Below are 16,395 nucleotides of genomic sequence, written 5' to 3' on the forward strand. Positions count from 1 at the left end.
TTTCACCTCGAAATTCGTTTATTTTTATTTATTGAAGAATTTGCTGCTGGCGGTAATGATGATCGATTGCTACGATCATCGCCCCCATCTTCTGGTGTTCGGGCTGCAGCACTTGATTGATGCCATTGCTTTCCAGCTCTTGGGCAGTGACTTTTCCGACGGCAACTGCCAGCACCCGGTCATTGAAAGCGTTGACCAGTTCTTGGCTTTGCTCAGTGTCGGCGAAGATATTCCTTACCTGCGTTTTACTGGTAAAAACAATGGCGTCCAAGGACTGTGCGATGATGGATTGTTTTAGTTGGTCTACTACTAAAGAATCCGGTTTTTCATAGGAATAAGGGCGGGATAAGTAAACCGAGTGGCCCTTTTCCTCCAATATGCTTTTCAGTTTATCGTCGTCCTGGTCGTAGGCCTGGAGAAAGATCCGCTGCGGGCTCTTGCCTTCGTATTCTTCAGCCAAAGCCGCGAGCAGGTTATTCATGGTTCCATCTTCTGAAACATGAACCGGCTCTAAGCCATGTTCTTTGATCCATTTCATTGTTTTGCTGCCTCGAACAGCCAATTTCGTTTCTTTCAGCTTGTCGATATAACGCGACTGAAGTCCGATGCTTTCTGCGGAATCGGTTAAAGTTCTTGCTCCGATCCCCGTCGTGAAGATGGCCCAGTCAAAAGATTTGGCTAAAAAATCTGTGATGTTCTGTGCGCTGATGTCTTCGTTCAGCCGTTGTCTTCCCTGAATCGGGAGAATGACAGGTGTACCGGACTGCTTTTCGATCAGCAAGCTGATTTCTTTTGCAGCGCGGACTGCGGCGACGCCAATTTTCTTTCCGGCCAATCCATTCATGTTCAATCTCTCCTTCTGTCACTCACCATGCTAATTGTTGCTCACTTTGCAGCGCTTCTTGTGTGCGTTCGGCCAGGGCATCCACCATGGATGGATGGTTGCCTAAATATCCGCATAAGATGATTTGCTGGTCGTCTGAAGACAAAGCGTTGATTTTCTTCTGCATTGATTTCACCAAAAGGCCTGTGAACCATAAATAAGGAACCACGAAAATCTGGTTGCTGCCGGAATTGATGGAAGCTTGCAATCCTTCATCAAATGACGGGGCAGCTGCGGCCAAATAACAGACTTCCACGTTCGGTACATTTGCTTTCACTGCCAGTTTCGCAGCAATTTCTTCAACCGAACGGGTGATTTCCGAGCTCTTCCCGCCTCTTCCGACCAGCAGAATCTTCGCTTCAGGCAATCGCTCCACTGTCGTCTCCTGCAGACGCTCAGCTAAAATCTCAACGAGCCGATCTTGGACACCAAGCGGTTTTCCGTAAGTAAAGCGGATATCCTGATAACGCAAGACCGATTTTTTGACTTCATCTGGAATGTCTTCGTAATAATGTCCGGCGCTCAGCAACAGAACTGGAACGACTGCAATTGCTGTCGCGCCTTGTTTGACAAGGCTGTCAATTCCTTCCCCAATATCCGGACTGGCCAGCTCCAAAAAGCAGGTTTCGTGAAGAGTTACATCTACCTTTTGATGAACCTGCTCCATAAACGCCATCGCTTCATCGCGTGTTTCTTTTACACGGCTTCCATGGCTTACGTAAAGTACAGCCTGCATGTCACCATCTCCTTATCCAACATGGGCGGCAAGCTGGAATTGCTGTTCGTCCTGCAGCTGCTCATACCATTGCAATTTGTCTCTCAATCGAACCACTTCTCCCACTACAATCATCGATGGATTCTCGAAATCCTTGGCGTTTCGGATAATGTCTTCGAGTGTTCCCGTAACCGTCCGTTGGCGTTCTGTCGTCCCCCATTCAATCAAGGCGATCGGTGTCGTCGGTTTTAATCCGTGGCGCATTAAGCGGCCACAGATTTCAGGAAGCTTGCTGACGCCCATGTAGATGCACAACGTATCCATGCTTTTGACGACATGTTCCCAGTATTCATCCTGGTCGACGCCCACTTTGCTGACTCCTGAAATAAAGGCTACGGAAGAACTGTAATCACGGTGAGTGACCGGGATTCCAGCGTAAGCCGGCGCTGCAATGCCCGCTGTGATACCTGGAACAATTTCAAACGGGATATTGTGGTCCACCAATGCCTCTGCTTCTTCCCCGCCTCTGCCGAAGACGAAAGGATCGCCTCCTTTTAAACGTGTGACGACTTTTCCCTGCAATGCGAACCGGCAAAGCAGCTCGTTGATTTCTTCTTGCTTCAAGGAATGGTTATCGGGTTTTTTGCCGCAATAAATCAATTGGGCATGTTCTTTCGCTTCGTCCAGCAATTCCTGGTTTATTAAGCGATCATAAAGGATGACATCAGCCTTCTGAATGGCTTTCAACCCTTTCACTGTAATCAAATCAAGGTCGCCTGGACCTGCACCCACTAAATAGACTTTTTTCATAAGCTTCCTAGACTCCTTTTTTCAACCAGAGAAACGATGATTATGCCATTTTCTGATCGGTAATTTACTCTATTGCCGGCCTCATTATGTATGCAGGCCACATTCAGTTTTCGCAAAGCCTTTCCATCTGCCGTCGCGGCTGTCTCCATCAGTCGTCACTGCAAAAGAGCAATGCTTGCAGCCGATGCTTGGATAACCTTCGTCATGCAGAATGTTGTATTCCAGGCCATTCAATTGGATATACTGCCAAACATCGTCCCATGTCCAATGAATCAGCGGACAAACTTTAACCGACTTGAACCGGTTGTCCTTGTTGATGAAATCCGTCTTGCTGCGGCTGGCTGACTGCTCTCTTCTAAGGCCTGAAATCCAAGCCTGTGAACCCGAAAGTGTTTGTTCCAACGGCTTGACCTTGCGGATATCACAGCATTTATCCGGCTGGCTGTTCCATAGTTCATCACCGAACTGGCTGGCTTGCTCTTCTAACGTCAATTCTGGCTTTTTCATCCGGATATTCAATTTCGGGTAGCGCTTCTTGACGCGTTCAATCAGTTCATAAGTTTGGTTGAAGTGGACGTCGGTATCGAGAAACACCACTTCGGCATCGCTTTTCACCTTGGAGATCAAATCAATCAGCACCATGCCTTCTGCCCCAAAGCTGCAAGCATAGACAATATTCTCTCCATAGGATTCATAGGCCCATTGCAGAATATCAGCAGCCCCTTTCAAGAGATCGGTCGGTGCCAAATCTTTAAATGGATCTCCAGTAAATTGCTCGTACGAAACAGCGTGGCTCATCCTAACTTCCTCCTTTAAACTTCTATATATTGAATTAAAGATTTTCAGTAAGCAGTCCCGTTGGTTGGATATTCCTCCGTGCCACTAAAATAAAAAACCCCCTCTTCCAATGGAACAAGAAGAGAGGGTACCAATTCGCAGTTTGCGGGGCCTGTCTTCTTATCTTCCAGATCCCAATGGAACCTGCTGGAATTGGCACAGTGTATCCGGTCAAAACCAGAACTTGTTGCCGAGGCTTCAAAGGGCCAGTCCCTCCACCTCTCACGATAAGAAATACCTTATAAGATTACTTGGTTTTAATAATTTCTCTAAATACTATAGCAATAAAAGATAGCTGTCAATAAAACTCTGAAAATATCATTTATTTACTTTCTGCAATAAAGAGTTTCCATTTTCTTCATTCACTAGCCTCAAGCTTTTTATATTCTTGCCAAAAACCAGCCATTCTTCAGGCTTTCTTTGTTGTAGGAAAAGCGGGTTTGGTCTTTAACGCTCTGCACAACTCCGCAAGCTGCTTCGACAATCGCCTGGCCGGCTGCCGTATCCCATTCCATAGTCGGCGCAAAGCGGGGGTAATAATCCGCTCCCCCTTCTGCTACCAGACAAAACTTCAGTGAACTGCCTGCCGATATCTGTTCGATTGGTTGGCTATCGTCGTTTATCCGATCGATGAATTCCTGTGTTTCAGCGGACATATGCGAACGGCTTGTTACGATTCGAGTCCGGTCTAAAGCTTTTTTTGCAGTCAACAGAATGCTTCCCTCGAATAATTCATCGGCTTTTTCAAAATTTCCAGCTGAAGCAGCTTCCAATTTAAATGCGCCGCTGTTTTCTTCACCGTAGTAGAAAACATCCATGGCCGGCACGTAAATCACACCCAAAACCGGATAGTTCTCTTCTATTAAAGCGATGTTGACGGTGAACTCACCATTGCGTTTGATGAATTCCTTCGTGCCGTCGAGTGGATCCACCAGCCAAAAACGCTGCCAGTTTTTCCGCTCTTCATAAGGGATTTTACTGCCCTCTTCGCTGAGAACCGGTATGTCTGGGTAGGCAATCTGCAGTCCTCTTTCAATGGTCTGATGTGACCGCTGATCGGCAATGGTCAGTGGTGAATCGTCAGCCTTCGCTTCAACGATCAATTCCTGTCCATAAACCGCCATGATCTCTTTGCCGGCTGCAAGACTGATTTCCAGCAATTTCATTGGATCAATGCCACTAGCCATCAGCCCAGATATCCTGCTTTCTTCAAGTAATCTGTAATTGTCTGAACCGACTCTTCCAAAGTCTGCTTGTCGGTTTCAATGACGATTTCAGGATTTACCGGTTCTTCATATGGCGCATCGATGCCTGTGAATCCTTTGATTTCGCCGGCTCTTGCTTTTTTATAGAGGCCTTTCGGGTCGCGGTCTTCGCAAGTGTCCACACTGCATTTGACGTATATTTCAATGAACTCATCTTCTTCAAGCAAGGCACGCACCTGGTCGCGATCTTCCTGATACGGCGAAATAAATGCCGATAGCGTCAATACCCCTGCATCACTCATCAGTTTTCCAACTTCACCGATGCGGCGAATGTTTTCTGTCCGGTCTTCCGGGCTGAATCCCAAATTTTTATTCAATCCGTGGCGAACATTATCCCCATCCAATAGATAGGTACGGATTCCAAGTGCGTGGATCTCTTTTTCCAAGGCAACAGATACCGTCGATTTTCCTGATCCCGATAACCCGGTGAACCACAGCACCCCGCTTTTGTGGTTATTTAATTTTTGTCTGTCCTCTTTTGTGACACTTGATTCATGCCATACAATATTCGTTGATTTGGTCATCTTTTCTCCTCCTAAAACCAGTAATAGTAAACGATTCCGATAGTCACCGACATAACCAGAATACTGAGTGGCGTGCCCACTTTGACATAATCCATGAATTTGTAGCCGCCTGGCCCATAGACGATCAAGTTGGTCTGATAACCGATCGGGGTAATAAAGCTTGCAGAGGCAGCAATCGTGATGATCACTGCGAAGCCCATAGGATCAAGCTGCAGGTTGCTGGCCATTTCAATGCCGATTGGAATCATCAGGACAGCCGCAGCACTATTGGTGATCAGTTCTGTAAAGATACTGGTCAGCAGGTAAATTAAAATCAGAATAGCTAACAGGCCGAACGGCTGTCCGATTGCCAACAAGCCATCCGCCGCCCATTGCGCCAGACCTGTTTTAGTCATGGCCGCTCCTACCCCGAATGCACTGGCAATCAGCAGCAGTACATTGAATTGCACGTCGTTTTTTGCATCGTCCATTGAAATCGACTTGGTCACCAGCAAAATCAGCACAGCCAATGCCATGGCTTTGAACATGCTCAACCAACCGACAATGACACAGGCGATCGCACCCAGAAGTACCAGCAATGAAAACCAGCCCACCAAGCGGCTTTCCTCAAGTGCCTTAGGCATTTTCATAGAAGACACCACATAAAAGTCATTGGATTGCTGGTACTTTTCCACAAACCCATTGCCGGCGAGCAATAGCAAGGTGTCGCCCGGCCGCAGAATGATATCGCCGACTTTGCTTTTGATGCGTTCGTTATTGCGGTGAACGGCCATTACACCTGCATCAAAACGTGAGCGGAATTGGGATTGCTTGATGGTTTTTGACAATAGTGATGATTCATGGGAAACGACAGCTTCTGCAAGCTGCGTATTGCCGTTTTTCAAGTCATCCAATTGGAGGTTGGTACCCGTCTTCAAGGTCAGACCTTTTCTTTTTTGGAGATCTGCGATGGTGGCAATGAGCCCGGTAAAGATTAGGCGGTCTCCAGACTGGATGACCGTTTTGGAGCTGACCGACGAAATTCGTGTCTGATTCCGGATGATTTCTATCAAGTACAATCCCTTTAAATCACGTAATTTAGCTTCTTCCACTGTTTGGTTGGTATGCGGAAAGGTTTCTTCCACCACCATTTCAGCAATGTATTTCCGGGAATCTTCAGCCACCTGTTGGCTGAATCCTTTATTCTCGGGCAAAAGCATATTGCCGATGGTGAATAGATAGATCAAGCCGACAATAGTGATGGGGATGCCGACAATCGCCAATTGGAACAGTGAAAATCCAGGAAGCCCATAATCGATCAGCATGCCGTGGACTACCAGATTCGTTGAAGTTCCCATCAGCGTGATGGTCCCTCCTAAAATCGTTACATACGACAAAGGAATTAAAACCTTTGATGGTGCAATGTTCCTTTCTTCACACCATTTCTTCAATAATGGGGTCAGTGTCACGACAATCGGCGTGTTATTCAAAAAAGCAGAGATTAACGGAAGCGGCAGAAAAATACGGAACAGTGAACCTTTCAGGCTTTTGCCCTTGTTCAGCCAGCCAATCATCATCTGGTCGATTAGGCCATGCTTTTGTACAGTCCCGACTACGATGAACAATAAGGCGATGGTCAGCATTCCCGGATTGGAAAAGCCGCGCAACGCTTCTTCTGTCGTTAAAATTCCAGACAGCAGCAAAACCACCAATGCCGAAAACACAATCATATCTGGGCGGGCAATTTCAAAAAGGAGCGCACTGACCATAGCAATGATGACAATTAGCACAAAAACCATTGAGACTGACATGGGCAACCATCCTTCAATTTAGTTACTTGTTACGGTCTCCCGCAAGCCTTTAATAAGTACATCGGCTACTTCCGGACGGGAAAACTGTTTTGGCGGCTTTTCTCCGTTGCGAAGCAATTCGCGCACTTTCGTGCCGCTTAAATGGACGTGGTTTTCTGAAGTGTGCGGGCACGTCTTGGCTGTTGCCATGTTCTCACATGCATTGCAGTAGAACGAATGCTCAAATTTAAAGATTTGGATGCCCAGTTCTTCTTCAAACTGGCTGATGAACTCCTGTGCTTCGTATGTGCCGTAATAGTCGCCGACCCCTGCATGGTCGCGGCCGACAATGAAATGTGTGCAGCCGTAATTCTTGCGGACAATGGCATGAAGAACCGCTTCTTTTGGCCCTGCATAACGCATTGCTGCTGGATAGATCGCGAGGCGTGCTCTATCTGCCGGATAGTAATGCTTCAAAATGACCTGGTAACTTTCCATCCGCACTGCCGCTGAAATGTCATCCGATTTCGTTTCACCCACCAATGGGTTCAATAATAAGCCGTCGACTACTTCCAGTGCTGCTTTCTGAATGTATTCATGTGCACGGTGCACCGGGTTGCGCGTTTGGAAACCGACAATCGTCTTCCAGCCAAGTTCTTGGAACAACTGGCGCGTTTCAACCGGATCCAAGTGGAATTCCTCGAATTCGCTGTGGTCTGGTCGATTCAATAAAGTAATCGGGCCAGCTAGGTAAACATCGCCGCGTTCGTATAATTTCTTCACGCCGGCGTGTGCTTTTTCTGTTGTTCCGTAAATTTTCTGTGCTTCCAATTGCTTGTCATATGCGTATTTTTCCGTCAGTTCGATTGTTCCGTAAATGACGCCGTCTTCGCCTTTTAAAGCAATTTCATCGCCGACCTGATAGCTGTCCGCTTCTTCTGCCGTAACCGACAGCGTAATCGGAACACTCCAAACCGTTCCATTGCTGAGACGGGATGTATGTACCACACTTTCATAATCTTTTTGGCTGAGGAAGCCGGTCAACGGACTGAAGCCGCCGATGCCGATCAATTCCAAATCCGAGATTGCCCAATCCGAAATGAATAAAGAAGGAAGCGACTCTGCATTTTTCAATGCCTTTTCTCTTTCACTGCCCGTCACCTGTCTGTTTACCAAATTTCCACCGTGTGCTTTGCTTGTCATTTCATTACCTCCAAGGTTAGTTTTATGTACTGTCGTCTATTTCAAAAACGTTCTGAAACCAAATCTCCAAGGCGTTCGGACAAAAAGAAAAGGACCCTCTTCGACAAGAAGAAGGTCCGAAAAAACAAAACGATCTTCTTATCTTCTAGGCTATTGAAAGCCTATTGGAGTTAGCACCGTTTCCTTAAAGGAGGGTTGCTGAGACATCAAAGGGCCAATCCCTCCGTCTCTCTTGATAAGAACGCATATTCAATTTTCATTTGAATTGTTTGAAATATTTGATTTTACAAAGTATATAATAGACTATTCCCAGTGTCAAACTATGTTTTAAGTTTTTTATTTTTTTCTATACCGAAAAGTTGGTCTATCAACAGGTGATGGATAAAAAAATATTTTTGTGATGAAAAAAATGAAATCTGAATTACCAGGATGAATTGAATAGCGACCGCAAAACGCATGGAGATTATTTTTGGTAATATTAAAAGAGTTGAGGAGGCGGATAAGATGACGGTGATTCCGATCATGATTGAAATGAAAGGAAAAAAAGTGATTGTTGTAGGTGGAGGGCGCATCGCGAAGCGCAAGCTGAGTGGTTTGGTGGATAGCGGAGCAGAGCTGTTGGTCATCAGTCCGGTGGCCGATCCTGCCATAATCGCTTGGGATGATGAAGGTAAAATTCTCTGGAAGCAGAAATGTTTCGAGCCAGGGGATGCCGAAGAAGCTTTCATGATGATCATCGCCACCGATGATCCGGCTACAAACGCAGAGTCCAGAAAAGCTGCACCTTCCAATTGCCTAGTGAACGCCTCTGATGAAGCGGAAGCTGGCAATATCCATTTTCCAGCTCATGTCAAAAGGGGAAAATTGAGCATCGCAGTTTCTACAAACGGCGCCAGCCCGATGCTGGCAAAGAAAATCAAGCAAGATCTGCAGTCTCAGTTTGATGAAAGTTATGAACAATACCTAGATTTTCTTTTTGAAGCAAGACAGCTTCTAAAGAAAACAATGATTCCACAAAACGCAAAAGAAGAATACCTCCGTGGCTTTCTGGATGAATCCTTTTTACAAGTTGCGTCACAAGAAGCGTCACTCCGGGAATTGCGGCTTTTGATGAATAAAAAAAAGGACTTGGAATAATTCATTCCAAGTCCTTTTGAGCTGATAAAGAGCGTTAACTTCTGTACTTGATCGCCAAGCCTTTCAAGAAATTGCGCGCATAGCGGTCTCCGCATTCTTTGTAGTTTTTATGTCCCACTTTTCGCAGCAATGCACCCAACTCGCCTCTTGTCACCGTAACGCCTGCCAAATCCCAAATCTCCAGCATGTCCTCACTGTTCAGCTGCAAAGCGATTTTCACTTTCTTCAAAAGCAAGTTGTTGGAGCGCTCGTTTGTCGATTCCGGGAATTCAGGTTGCCCTGGTTTCGGCTCCTGACGGCCTCTCTTGAAAATGATGAAGCCATTCAAAAACGATTCAAACAGATGGTCGTCCGCTCGGATGTAGTCATCGTTATCTTGTTCGGCCCAAATGCTGTCATCCTCTTCTTCGCTTTCAGGTGTTTTCGTCAGCACTTTCAGCACTTCGTCCTTGCTCAAATCAATGCCGCCCAATTTAAAAATCTCGACCATATCGTTATTTTTTATATCCAGTGCATAACGCAATCTGATCAATAAATCATTATTATCCATTTTCTTTGCCTCCTGTTGATTTCCAGTAATGAATGCTTATCCACTATAAATCCATCCCTAATAATAGCACATAATTCACAGTTCATCAGGCTTCCGGAAAGACAGCAAAAAAAGACAGCTTTATATCGCTGTCTCTTGATTTTCTTTATTTTTAATGTCTTTTAATTGCTTTACTTTATCCTGTAGAACCGTAATAATTTCCAGGGATTCAGGGTCATTTAATGATTCATCATAAAAAAACTGCAGGTCCCGTTCAATATCCGCAAACCGTTCATTATAATGCCTCAGTTTTTCCGCAATGATCAATTGCTTCGCTTCTTCTACACTCTTCATTTTATTGTGACCTCCGCTTTGATGACCAACAAACCTATTCTTTTCTAGTTTCCCTTTTCTAAACCTTTTTAACCCTTTATTTTTGTCTTTTCTGTGTCTATAGATACATCCACTTAAATTGTCAACCTAGTTTACAATTTAGGTTTTTTATGTTATGATGAATTTAGTTGAGATAAGTTGAGGAGGAAAAAAATGTTCACTATTGGAGATCACATCATTTATTCCGCCCATGGTTTATGTAGAATTGACGATATTCAGGACGTAACCGTTTCTGGCGTCACCAAGCAGTATTACAAATTGCATCCTTTGGAGAATACCCGAGTGACCATCAGTACACCAGTCGACAACGAAAAAGTTGTCATGCTGAAACTTCTTCAAAAAGAAGAAGCCCTTGAAATCATTGAAACGTTCAAGCAGCCTGGAGGCGAGTGGACCAACCATCCAAACTCCCGCTTAAAGAAATATTCTGAAGTTATCAATACGGGAGAACGCATGGAAATTGCGAGAGTCGTCAACACGCTGATGCGCAAGAAGTTCGAAACGCAACTAGAGAAAAAGACGCTCTATGAACGCGATTATAAACTTTTAAACAATACCCAAATCATTCTTTTCAAAGAACTGGCACGTGCGCTTGGCACCAGTTTTGAGGAAATCAATAAACAAATCAATGACATGATCAAGGAAGATGAACCTCTTCCGGTCGTGTAATAACTGCTTTTCACTATACAAGAACGCCCTGCTTCATCAATCGGTTGATGAAGCAGGGCGTTCTTCGAATTTTCGGCTAAATACCCCAATCGGATTTCAAAATGTCCTTGAGGATTTCCATGTGATCGGGGCCGATTTTCTCAGCGACTTTATTTTCCAACTGAACTTTTAGCGCTTCGTTTTTCTCGTAGCATTCTTCCCCAAAAGCCGTCAGCCGGATACACTTTTCTTTTTTATTATTTTCCACATTCCTTACTTCCACTAATCCTTTAGAAGCTAAATTTTTAATGAACTTATGGATCGCCTGCCTGGAAATATCCACATTTTTCGTAACGTAGGCAATGGTGGGCTGTTTTTTATAAATGCGTGCCATAATGTACCATTCAGAATTGGAAATATGGAATTCGCTATTATCATTCCATGCCTTCTCCGAAATTCTCCGCGTTGTTATATGGCGTTCGCTTATCAAATCGATCAAATTCAACTTCTGTAATTCCGCGTCCGGGGCCAAACAGTTCACTCCTATCATCTTCTTCGCCATTTAATATACCGATTCCATCTGGCGAAGTCAATTTGTAGAAATACTTACAAGTTTGCGGAAAGTGGTCTGGTTCCCCTCCCTCCTGTTATACTCTGAATAATAGCTGAAGATGGAGGTTTTTAAGTTATGCAAAACAAGGACATTCCACGGAAATTTCCACATGACTTTTTATTCGGTGCAGCTTCTGCTTCCTATCAAGTAGAAGGCGCCGCCAACGAAGATGGTAAAGGGCCGACCAATTGGGACGTCTTTTCCAAAATTCCCGGCAAAACATTCGAAGGCACCAACGGCGACATCGCCGTCGACCATTATCATCGCTACAAAGAAGATATACGCTTGATGGCAGAGATGGGTCTGGAGTCATACCGCTTCTCCGTTTCATGGGCACGTATTTTGCCGGACGGTGACGGCAGTATCAATGAAAAAGGGCTGAAATTTTATAATAACCTAATCGATGAATGCCTGAAATACGGCATCGTTCCGTTTGTCACGCTGTATCATTGGGATTTGCCGCTGGCACTTGAAAAAGATGGCGGCTGGACCAATAAGCGGACAGCAGAAGCTTTCGTCAAATACGCAGATATCTGTTTCCGATCGTTCGGTGACCGCGTCAAACATTGGATCACCTTCAACGAAACCGTCATGTTCTGCGGATTGGGCTATTTGAAAGGCGCCCACCCACCAGGCATTGAAAACGATGAAAAGAAATACTTCCAGGCGACCCATAATGTTTTCTATGCACACGCCAAGGCAGTAGAAACCTATAAATCGCTCAAGCAATACGGTGAAATCGGCATCACCCACGTCTTTCTTCCGGCCTATAGCGTCGACGACACCGAAGAAAACTTGAGAGCTGCCGAGCATGCCAATGCGTACGAGACCCACTGGTATTACGATCCGATTTTAAAAGGCGAATATCCTCAGTATGTTGTGAAGCACCTGGAGGAAAAAGGCTGGACGCCCGATTGGACTGACGAAGAGCTGGACATCTTGAAAAGAAACGCTGACCACAATGATTTCATCGGACTCAATTACTACCAGCCCATCCGTGTAGAAAAAAATCATGAAGCCGTTTCTTCTATCGAACATTCACGGGAGACCTCTACGTTGGTTCCTGGCAGTCCTTCTTTCGACGGCTTTTACCGAACTGTCAAAATGGACGATAAAACTTATACCAAATGGGGCTGGGAAATCTCGCCACAAGGATTTCTGGATGGACTCCATATGCTGAAAGCGCGCTATGGAGACGTCAAGATGTATGTTACAGAAAACGGATTGGGTGATGAAGATCCGATCATCGCTGGTGAAATTGTCGACATTCCGCGAATCAAATACATTGAAGAACATTTGAAAGTCATCAAAAAAGCCATAAGCCAAGGCATCAACCTGAAAGGCTATTACGCCTGGTCTGCCATCGATCTGCTAAGCTGGCTCAATGGCTACAAAAAACAGTACGGCTTTATCTACGTCGACCACAAAAATGGATTAAACCGCAAGAAAAAGCTGTCGTTCCATTGGTATAGGCAAATAATTGAGACACGTGGAGAAGAGCTTTAGCACAACTAAAAAACCAGCCAGTTGCGAATTTGTATGTTCGCCGCTGGCTGGTTTTATCGTATTTTCAGCAATTAATGCATTTAAAGTTTTACCGTTCAACTTGTATACTTTACTATCCTCTGTTTTCCTGCAACTTTCGCCTGCAACTTATTCTTCACATACCCAACGAATAGTGTCATGAACACCATCCCAACCACCAGCATGGAGATGCTTCCTGCCAAATAAGCTGAATCCATTGAAAACAGCACTTCATTTCTGAACCAGGATTGGAACGGAAGACCGAATCCTAAAAGTACGGCGAAGAACAACACTTTAACTTTCCAATCTTTTCCTTTCATTTTCTTAATCGAATTATTCACAAATAAACGCAAGAAAGCGAGAGCCGATCCGATTCCAAAAAAGATCAGCAAAAACATTTTGATGTCTTCGTTTAATATAAAAGCTTTTGACAGCATGACAACCGCAATGAGTAGCATAATCCACATAACAATCGTTGATTTTTTCATTTCCATCACCTTTTCTCCGAATTCCACTAAACACACTGTTCAGTGGTTATACGTTAATTTTAGGCGCCTGCTATAATGAAAGCAATAAACAGAAAAGGCATAACTGTTGATAGCTGTGGAGGGATATGGATGATGGCTGTTTACGATGACATGAATGAAAAAACAAAAGAAAAGATCCAAAAGAGCTTCCTTCAATTGCTTCAGGAAAAGAACTTTATAAAAGTTTCTGTCCAGGACATTGCAAAAGCCTCAGGTATAAACAGAGGAACTTTTTATCTTCACTACTTAGAAAAGTATGATCTTCTCGACCAAATGGAAGAAAACTTGCTTGCTGGACTGGAAGTCCAATTGGAACGGCTCCAACCCGATCGCTTGTTGCTGGAAGCAGAAAAAGGAAACATCTCGATGCATGCGGTTGAAGTATTTCGCTATATTCAACTGAATGCCGAAACCTTTAAGGTGTTTTTAGGCGGCAATAACCGCGTCGGCTTTCATAAGCGGTTGAAACAATTCTTCGTAGAGCATTTCCTGGAAAAAATGATTAGAAACGAACTTTTTTTCAACAGTACCACGGTTCCACAAGACTATTTGTCTTCTTTTGCCACTTCAGCTTTTTTGGGGCTCATCGAGCAGTGGCTGGATAATGACTTAGCAGAAACACCTACACAAATGGCTGAAATGTATATTCAGATTATCTTCTTTATCAAGAATTTATGAACCACAAACTTCCTGAAGACAGAAAAAGACAGTCTCCTAAAGTAACAGGAAACTGTCTTTTCTTTATTTGCGTGTGGCACTCATATCGGATTCTCCAGCTATTTCAATGCCTGTCTCGTCTTTAACGACAAAGAAAGATTTAAAGACGAAGGCTGCAAGAGCCGCTCCGACAAGAGGTGCTACGATAAATACCCATAATTGAGCAAGTGCGTCGCCGCCAGCAAAAATAGCAGGAGCTAAACTTCTGGCAGGGTTTACAGAAGTACCTGTCAATGGTATGCCGATGATATGAACCAATGTCAACGTCAAGCCGATGACAATCCCTCCCATGTGGGAAGTGGCTTTACTTGTAGTGACACCCAAAATGGCAAGCACAAAGATGAAGGTAAGGATGACTTCAATCACAAGCGCTCCTGTCAAATTCAAACCGACTGCACTCAACTCACCGTATCCGTTTGCGCCAAACCCTTCCAAGCTGGTCGAGCTTACGACAACAAAAGCCAGAATCGAACTCCCTGCAAATGCTCCCAATATCTGTGCAACGACATAACCGCCAAACTCCTTAGCTGTCATATTACCGGAAATCAGCACAGCCAACGAAACTGCGGGATTGACGTGGCATCCTGAAATATGGCCGATGGCGTATGCGCCCGCTACAATCGACAGACCGAAAGCGAATGCGATGGCCAAAACGCCAAGAAATCCTGTATCCGTTCCACCTGTGTACCCTCCGAGAACAACTGCTGCACCTGTCCCTAAGAATACCAAAATAAATGTACCGATAAATTCCGCCAAATACTTTTTCATCGTGAACCAACTCCTTCTTCTGAATGAATTTTAAAAAGATATTATTCTTTCTCATTACATGGTTCGAAGTGTCTGCCATTCAAAACGTTCCTCCTGAGTTTTTCATCAGTACTGTGAAACGGTCCATGCCCCTCTGTTACACGACAACATCTAAATAAATAAGTGCAAATAAGAATTAAGAACTAAACTCTTTTACTTTATTGTATACCACGCCTCTTCACTTTTCACTCCAATATATTTCCAATTCTTTCTTATTGCTCTATGCTTCTTCTTGCTGCCTCATTTCAAAAGACATTCCTGAATAAAAAAAGACCTCTTGCCAGTTCTAAGAACTGACAAAAAGTCTCTATTCGCGTTCACTCATTTTTCAACCGCTTCTGCTAACTCCACTTCTTGATTCGAAGCTTCAAAAGCATCCAGCAAGGCACGCACTTGATCCGTCGTTTCGGTATACATCAATTGATTTCTCAATTCACCGGCTCCACGGACTCCGCGAACATAAATCTTAAAGAAGCGGCGGAGAGGCTTGAAGGCAATCGGCTCGATGTCTGTCGAATATTTATCATGAAGGTCCAACTGCAAACGCAAAAGATCAAACAATTCCTTCGTGCTGTGTTCTCGCGGTTCTTTTTCAAAAGCGAACGGATTGTGGAAAATGCCCCGGCCGATCATGACGCCGTCGATGCCGTATTTCTCGGCAAGCTCCATGCCTGTCTGGCGATCCGGAATATCCCCGTTGATCGTCAACAACGTATTCGGCGCGATTTCATCACGAAGCTGCTTGATTTCAGGAATCAATTCCCAATGCGCAGGCACTGCGCTCATTTCTTTTTTCGTCCGCAAATGAATCGACAGATTGGCGATGTCCTGCTCCAATACATGGGTCAGCCAGCCTTTCCATTCTTCCACATCCGTGTAGCCGAGGCGCGTCTTGACACTGACAGGCAAGCCGCCAGCTTTGGCCGCCTGGATGATTTCAGCAGCGTTGTCCGGATAATTGATCAGCCCACTGCCTTTTCCTTTGGCGGCAACGTTCGGTACCGGACAGCCCATATTGATATCAATCCCTTTAAAGCCCTGCTTCGCCATTCCGATGCTCATTTCCCGGAAATGCTCAGGCTTGTTGCCCCAAATGTGAGCCACCATCGGCTGCTCATCTTCGGTAAACGTCAGACGTCCCCGTACACTGAAAATGCCTTCCGGATGACAATAACTTTCCGTGTTCGTAAACTCCGTAAAAAATACATCAGGCCTTGCTGCTTCCGCCACTACATGGCGAAATACCACATTGGTGACATCTTCCATCGGCGCCAATACAAAAAACGGTCGCGGCAACTCACGCCAAAAATTTTCTTTCATATGCAAATTCCAATCCTTTCATTACGGGATCGAAGGCCAGACCTTCATCCAAATGTTCTTCATTTATCTATTCTATAATCATTAACTATCAACGATATAAGGGCACTCTACTTTTCTTAACCTTATACAGTTTACACGAATCGTGCGTTTCTGGAAAGAGACGTGCTTTGAAGA

17 protein-coding genes, 1 pseudogene and 2 riboswitches are annotated in these 16,395 nt (G+C 44.7%); of the genes and pseudogenes, 4 read left to right on the forward strand and 14 right to left on the reverse strand.

What is annotated here, in order from left to right:
- Positions 1 to 28 precede the first annotated feature (28 nt).
- The 8 genes from IRE19_RS15885 to sat all read right to left on the reverse strand — a co-directional run bounded on the left by IRE19_RS15885 (position 29) and on the right by sat (position 8,006).
- Positions 29 to 844 (reverse strand): uroporphyrinogen-III synthase, encoded by an 816-nt coding sequence (locus IRE19_RS15885; protein WP_203341148.1) that lies wholly within the window; start codon positions 842 to 844, stop codon positions 29 to 31.
- 22 nt (positions 845 to 866) lie between these two features.
- Positions 867 to 1,619: a sirohydrochlorin chelatase gene (locus IRE19_RS15890; protein WP_203341149.1), complete on the reverse strand. Its 753-nt coding sequence runs from the start codon at positions 1,617 to 1,619 to the stop codon at positions 867 to 869.
- 12 nt (positions 1,620 to 1,631) lie between these two features.
- Entirely contained in the window at positions 1,632 to 2,408 is a 777-nt protein-coding gene (cobA, locus tag IRE19_RS15895; RefSeq protein ID WP_203341150.1) for a uroporphyrinogen-III C-methyltransferase, read from the reverse strand.
- 84 nt (positions 2,409 to 2,492) lie between these two features.
- A complete protein-coding gene (locus IRE19_RS15900) occupies positions 2,493 to 3,206 on the reverse strand; it encodes a phosphoadenylyl-sulfate reductase (RefSeq protein ID WP_238943265.1) in 714 nt (237 codons plus the stop codon).
- A gap of 156 nt (positions 3,207 to 3,362) precedes the next feature.
- Positions 3,363 to 3,479: riboswitch (SAM riboswitch) on the reverse strand.
- A 146-nt stretch (positions 3,480 to 3,625) separates the two neighbouring features.
- Positions 3,626 to 4,432 carry a 3'(2'),5'-bisphosphate nucleotidase CysQ gene (cysQ, locus tag IRE19_RS15905; protein WP_203341151.1) on the reverse strand — a complete coding sequence of 269 codons (807 nt, stop codon included), beginning with the start codon at positions 4,430 to 4,432 and terminating at the stop codon, positions 3,626 to 3,628.
- The gene (cysC, locus tag IRE19_RS15910; RefSeq protein ID WP_203341152.1) at positions 4,432 to 5,034 is read right to left on the reverse strand and encodes an adenylyl-sulfate kinase; all 603 of its coding nucleotides are present in this window, start codon (positions 5,032 to 5,034) and stop codon (positions 4,432 to 4,434) included. The genes cysQ and cysC overlap by 1 nt, the downstream gene beginning before the upstream one ends.
- Before the next feature lie 11 nt (positions 5,035 to 5,045).
- Entirely contained in the window at positions 5,046 to 6,824 is a 1,779-nt protein-coding gene (locus IRE19_RS15915) for an SLC13 family permease (RefSeq protein WP_203341153.1), read from the reverse strand.
- Between the two features lie 18 nt (positions 6,825 to 6,842).
- Positions 6,843 to 8,006: a sulfate adenylyltransferase gene (gene sat / locus IRE19_RS15920; protein ID WP_203341154.1), complete on the reverse strand. Its 1,164-nt coding sequence runs from the start codon at positions 8,004 to 8,006 to the stop codon at positions 6,843 to 6,845.
- Between the two features lie 135 nt (positions 8,007 to 8,141).
- A riboswitch (SAM riboswitch) is annotated at positions 8,142 to 8,248 on the reverse strand.
- Positions 8,249 to 8,510: 262 nt separating this feature from the next.
- Here sat and IRE19_RS15925 point away from each other — a divergent pair.
- Complete coding sequence (locus IRE19_RS15925) at positions 8,511 to 9,143, forward strand: NAD(P)-binding protein (RefSeq protein WP_203341155.1); 633 nt, start codon at positions 8,511 to 8,513, stop codon at positions 9,141 to 9,143.
- Between the two features lie 34 nt (positions 9,144 to 9,177).
- Here IRE19_RS15925 and IRE19_RS15930 read toward each other — a convergent pair whose 3' ends face one another.
- Both IRE19_RS15930 and IRE19_RS15935 read right to left on the reverse strand, forming a co-directional pair.
- On the reverse strand, positions 9,178 to 9,693 hold the full coding sequence (locus IRE19_RS15930) for a YehS family protein (protein ID WP_203341156.1): 516 nt from the start codon (positions 9,691 to 9,693) through the stop codon (positions 9,178 to 9,180).
- A 120-nt stretch (positions 9,694 to 9,813) separates the two neighbouring features.
- Positions 9,814 to 10,026 carry a hypothetical protein gene (locus tag IRE19_RS15935; RefSeq protein WP_191716422.1) on the reverse strand — a complete coding sequence of 71 codons (213 nt, stop codon included), beginning with the start codon at positions 10,024 to 10,026 and terminating at the stop codon, positions 9,814 to 9,816.
- Between the two features lie 192 nt (positions 10,027 to 10,218).
- Between IRE19_RS15935 and IRE19_RS15940 the strand changes: the two genes are divergently transcribed.
- On the forward strand, positions 10,219 to 10,734 hold the full coding sequence (locus tag IRE19_RS15940; RefSeq protein WP_191716423.1) for a CarD family transcriptional regulator: 516 nt from the start codon (positions 10,219 to 10,221) through the stop codon (positions 10,732 to 10,734).
- Positions 10,735 to 10,810: 76 nt separating this feature from the next.
- On the opposite strand, the gene IRE19_RS15945 is transcribed toward IRE19_RS15940, so the two are convergent.
- Complete coding sequence (locus IRE19_RS15945; protein ID WP_203341157.1) at positions 10,811 to 11,275, reverse strand: MarR family winged helix-turn-helix transcriptional regulator; 465 nt, start codon at positions 11,273 to 11,275, stop codon at positions 10,811 to 10,813.
- Positions 11,276 to 11,401: 126 nt separating this feature from the next.
- Here IRE19_RS15945 and IRE19_RS15950 point away from each other — a divergent pair, with 126 nt between their 5' ends.
- Positions 11,402 to 12,832, forward strand: coding sequence for a glycoside hydrolase family 1 protein (locus IRE19_RS15950; RefSeq protein ID WP_203341158.1), 1,431 nt, complete (start codon positions 11,402 to 11,404; stop codon positions 12,830 to 12,832).
- A gap of 95 nt (positions 12,833 to 12,927) precedes the next feature.
- Here IRE19_RS15950 and IRE19_RS15955 read toward each other — a convergent pair whose 3' ends face one another.
- On the reverse strand, positions 12,928 to 13,344 hold the full coding sequence (locus tag IRE19_RS15955) for an MFS transporter permease (protein ID WP_238943266.1): 417 nt from the start codon (positions 13,342 to 13,344) through the stop codon (positions 12,928 to 12,930).
- A 123-nt stretch (positions 13,345 to 13,467) separates the two neighbouring features.
- On the opposite strand from IRE19_RS15955, the gene IRE19_RS15960 reads away from it, so the two are divergent.
- Positions 13,468 to 14,055 carry a TetR/AcrR family transcriptional regulator gene (locus IRE19_RS15960; RefSeq protein ID WP_203341159.1) on the forward strand — a complete coding sequence of 196 codons (588 nt, stop codon included), beginning with the start codon at positions 13,468 to 13,470 and terminating at the stop codon, positions 14,053 to 14,055.
- A 63-nt stretch (positions 14,056 to 14,118) separates the two neighbouring features.
- Here IRE19_RS15960 and IRE19_RS15965 read toward each other — a convergent pair.
- Together IRE19_RS15965 and IRE19_RS15970 are read right to left on the reverse strand one after the other, a co-directional pair.
- A pseudogene (locus IRE19_RS15965) lies at positions 14,119 to 14,874 on the reverse strand (aquaporin); the annotation flags it as partial.
- Positions 14,875 to 15,222: 348 nt separating this feature from the next.
- A complete protein-coding gene (locus IRE19_RS15970) occupies positions 15,223 to 16,221 on the reverse strand; it encodes a tRNA dihydrouridine synthase (RefSeq protein ID WP_203341161.1) in 999 nt (332 codons plus the stop codon).
- Positions 16,222 to 16,395 lie beyond the last annotated feature (174 nt).

It is taken from the genome of Planococcus beijingensis, assembly GCF_016820615.1.
In the GTDB taxonomy this organism is placed as follows: Bacteria; Bacillota; Bacilli; order Bacillales_A; family Planococcaceae; genus Planococcus; species Planococcus notacanthi.

What these genes read in the sequence shown, in the direction of transcription:
- IRE19_RS15885 (WP_203341148.1), bottom strand. Translation starts at nt 844, where the DNA reads ATGAATGGATTGGCCGGAAAGAAAATTGGCGTCGCCGCAGTCCGCGCT.
- IRE19_RS15890 (WP_203341149.1), bottom strand. Translation starts at nt 1,619, where the DNA reads ATGCAGGCTGTACTTTACGTAAGCCATGGAAGCCGTGTAAAAGAAACA.
- cobA (WP_203341150.1), bottom strand. Translation starts at nt 2,408, where the DNA reads ATGAAAAAAGTCTATTTAGTGGGTGCAGGTCCAGGCGACCTTGATTTG.
- IRE19_RS15900 (WP_238943265.1), bottom strand. Translation starts at nt 3,206, where the DNA reads ATGAGCCACGCTGTTTCGTACGAGCAATTTACTGGAGATCCATTTAAA.
- cysQ (WP_203341151.1), bottom strand. Translation starts at nt 4,432, where the DNA reads ATGGCTAGTGGCATTGATCCAATGAAATTGCTGGAAATCAGTCTTGCA.
- cysC (WP_203341152.1), bottom strand. Translation starts at nt 5,034, where the DNA reads ATGACCAAATCAACGAATATTGTATGGCATGAATCAAGTGTCACAAAA.
- IRE19_RS15915 (WP_203341153.1), bottom strand. Translation starts at nt 6,824, where the DNA reads ATGTCAGTCTCAATGGTTTTTGTGCTAATTGTCATCATTGCTATGGTC.
- sat (WP_203341154.1), bottom strand. Translation starts at nt 8,006, where the DNA reads ATGACAAGCAAAGCACACGGTGGAAATTTGGTAAACAGACAGGTGACG.
- IRE19_RS15925 (WP_203341155.1), top strand. Translation starts at nt 8,511, where the DNA reads ATGACGGTGATTCCGATCATGATTGAAATGAAAGGAAAAAAAGTGATT.
- IRE19_RS15930 (WP_203341156.1), bottom strand. Translation starts at nt 9,693, where the DNA reads ATGGATAATAATGATTTATTGATCAGATTGCGTTATGCACTGGATATA.
- IRE19_RS15935 (WP_191716422.1), bottom strand. Translation starts at nt 10,026, where the DNA reads ATGAAGAGTGTAGAAGAAGCGAAGCAATTGATCATTGCGGAAAAACTG.
- IRE19_RS15940 (WP_191716423.1), top strand. Translation starts at nt 10,219, where the DNA reads ATGTTCACTATTGGAGATCACATCATTTATTCCGCCCATGGTTTATGT.
- IRE19_RS15945 (WP_203341157.1), bottom strand. Translation starts at nt 11,275, where the DNA reads ATGGCGAAGAAGATGATAGGAGTGAACTGTTTGGCCCCGGACGCGGAA.
- IRE19_RS15950 (WP_203341158.1), top strand. Translation starts at nt 11,402, where the DNA reads ATGCAAAACAAGGACATTCCACGGAAATTTCCACATGACTTTTTATTC.
- IRE19_RS15955 (WP_238943266.1), bottom strand. Translation starts at nt 13,344, where the DNA reads ATGGAAATGAAAAAATCAACGATTGTTATGTGGATTATGCTACTCATT.
- IRE19_RS15960 (WP_203341159.1), top strand. Translation starts at nt 13,468, where the DNA reads ATGATGGCTGTTTACGATGACATGAATGAAAAAACAAAAGAAAAGATC.
- IRE19_RS15970 (WP_203341161.1), bottom strand. Translation starts at nt 16,221, where the DNA reads ATGAAAGAAAATTTTTGGCGTGAGTTGCCGCGACCGTTTTTTGTATTG.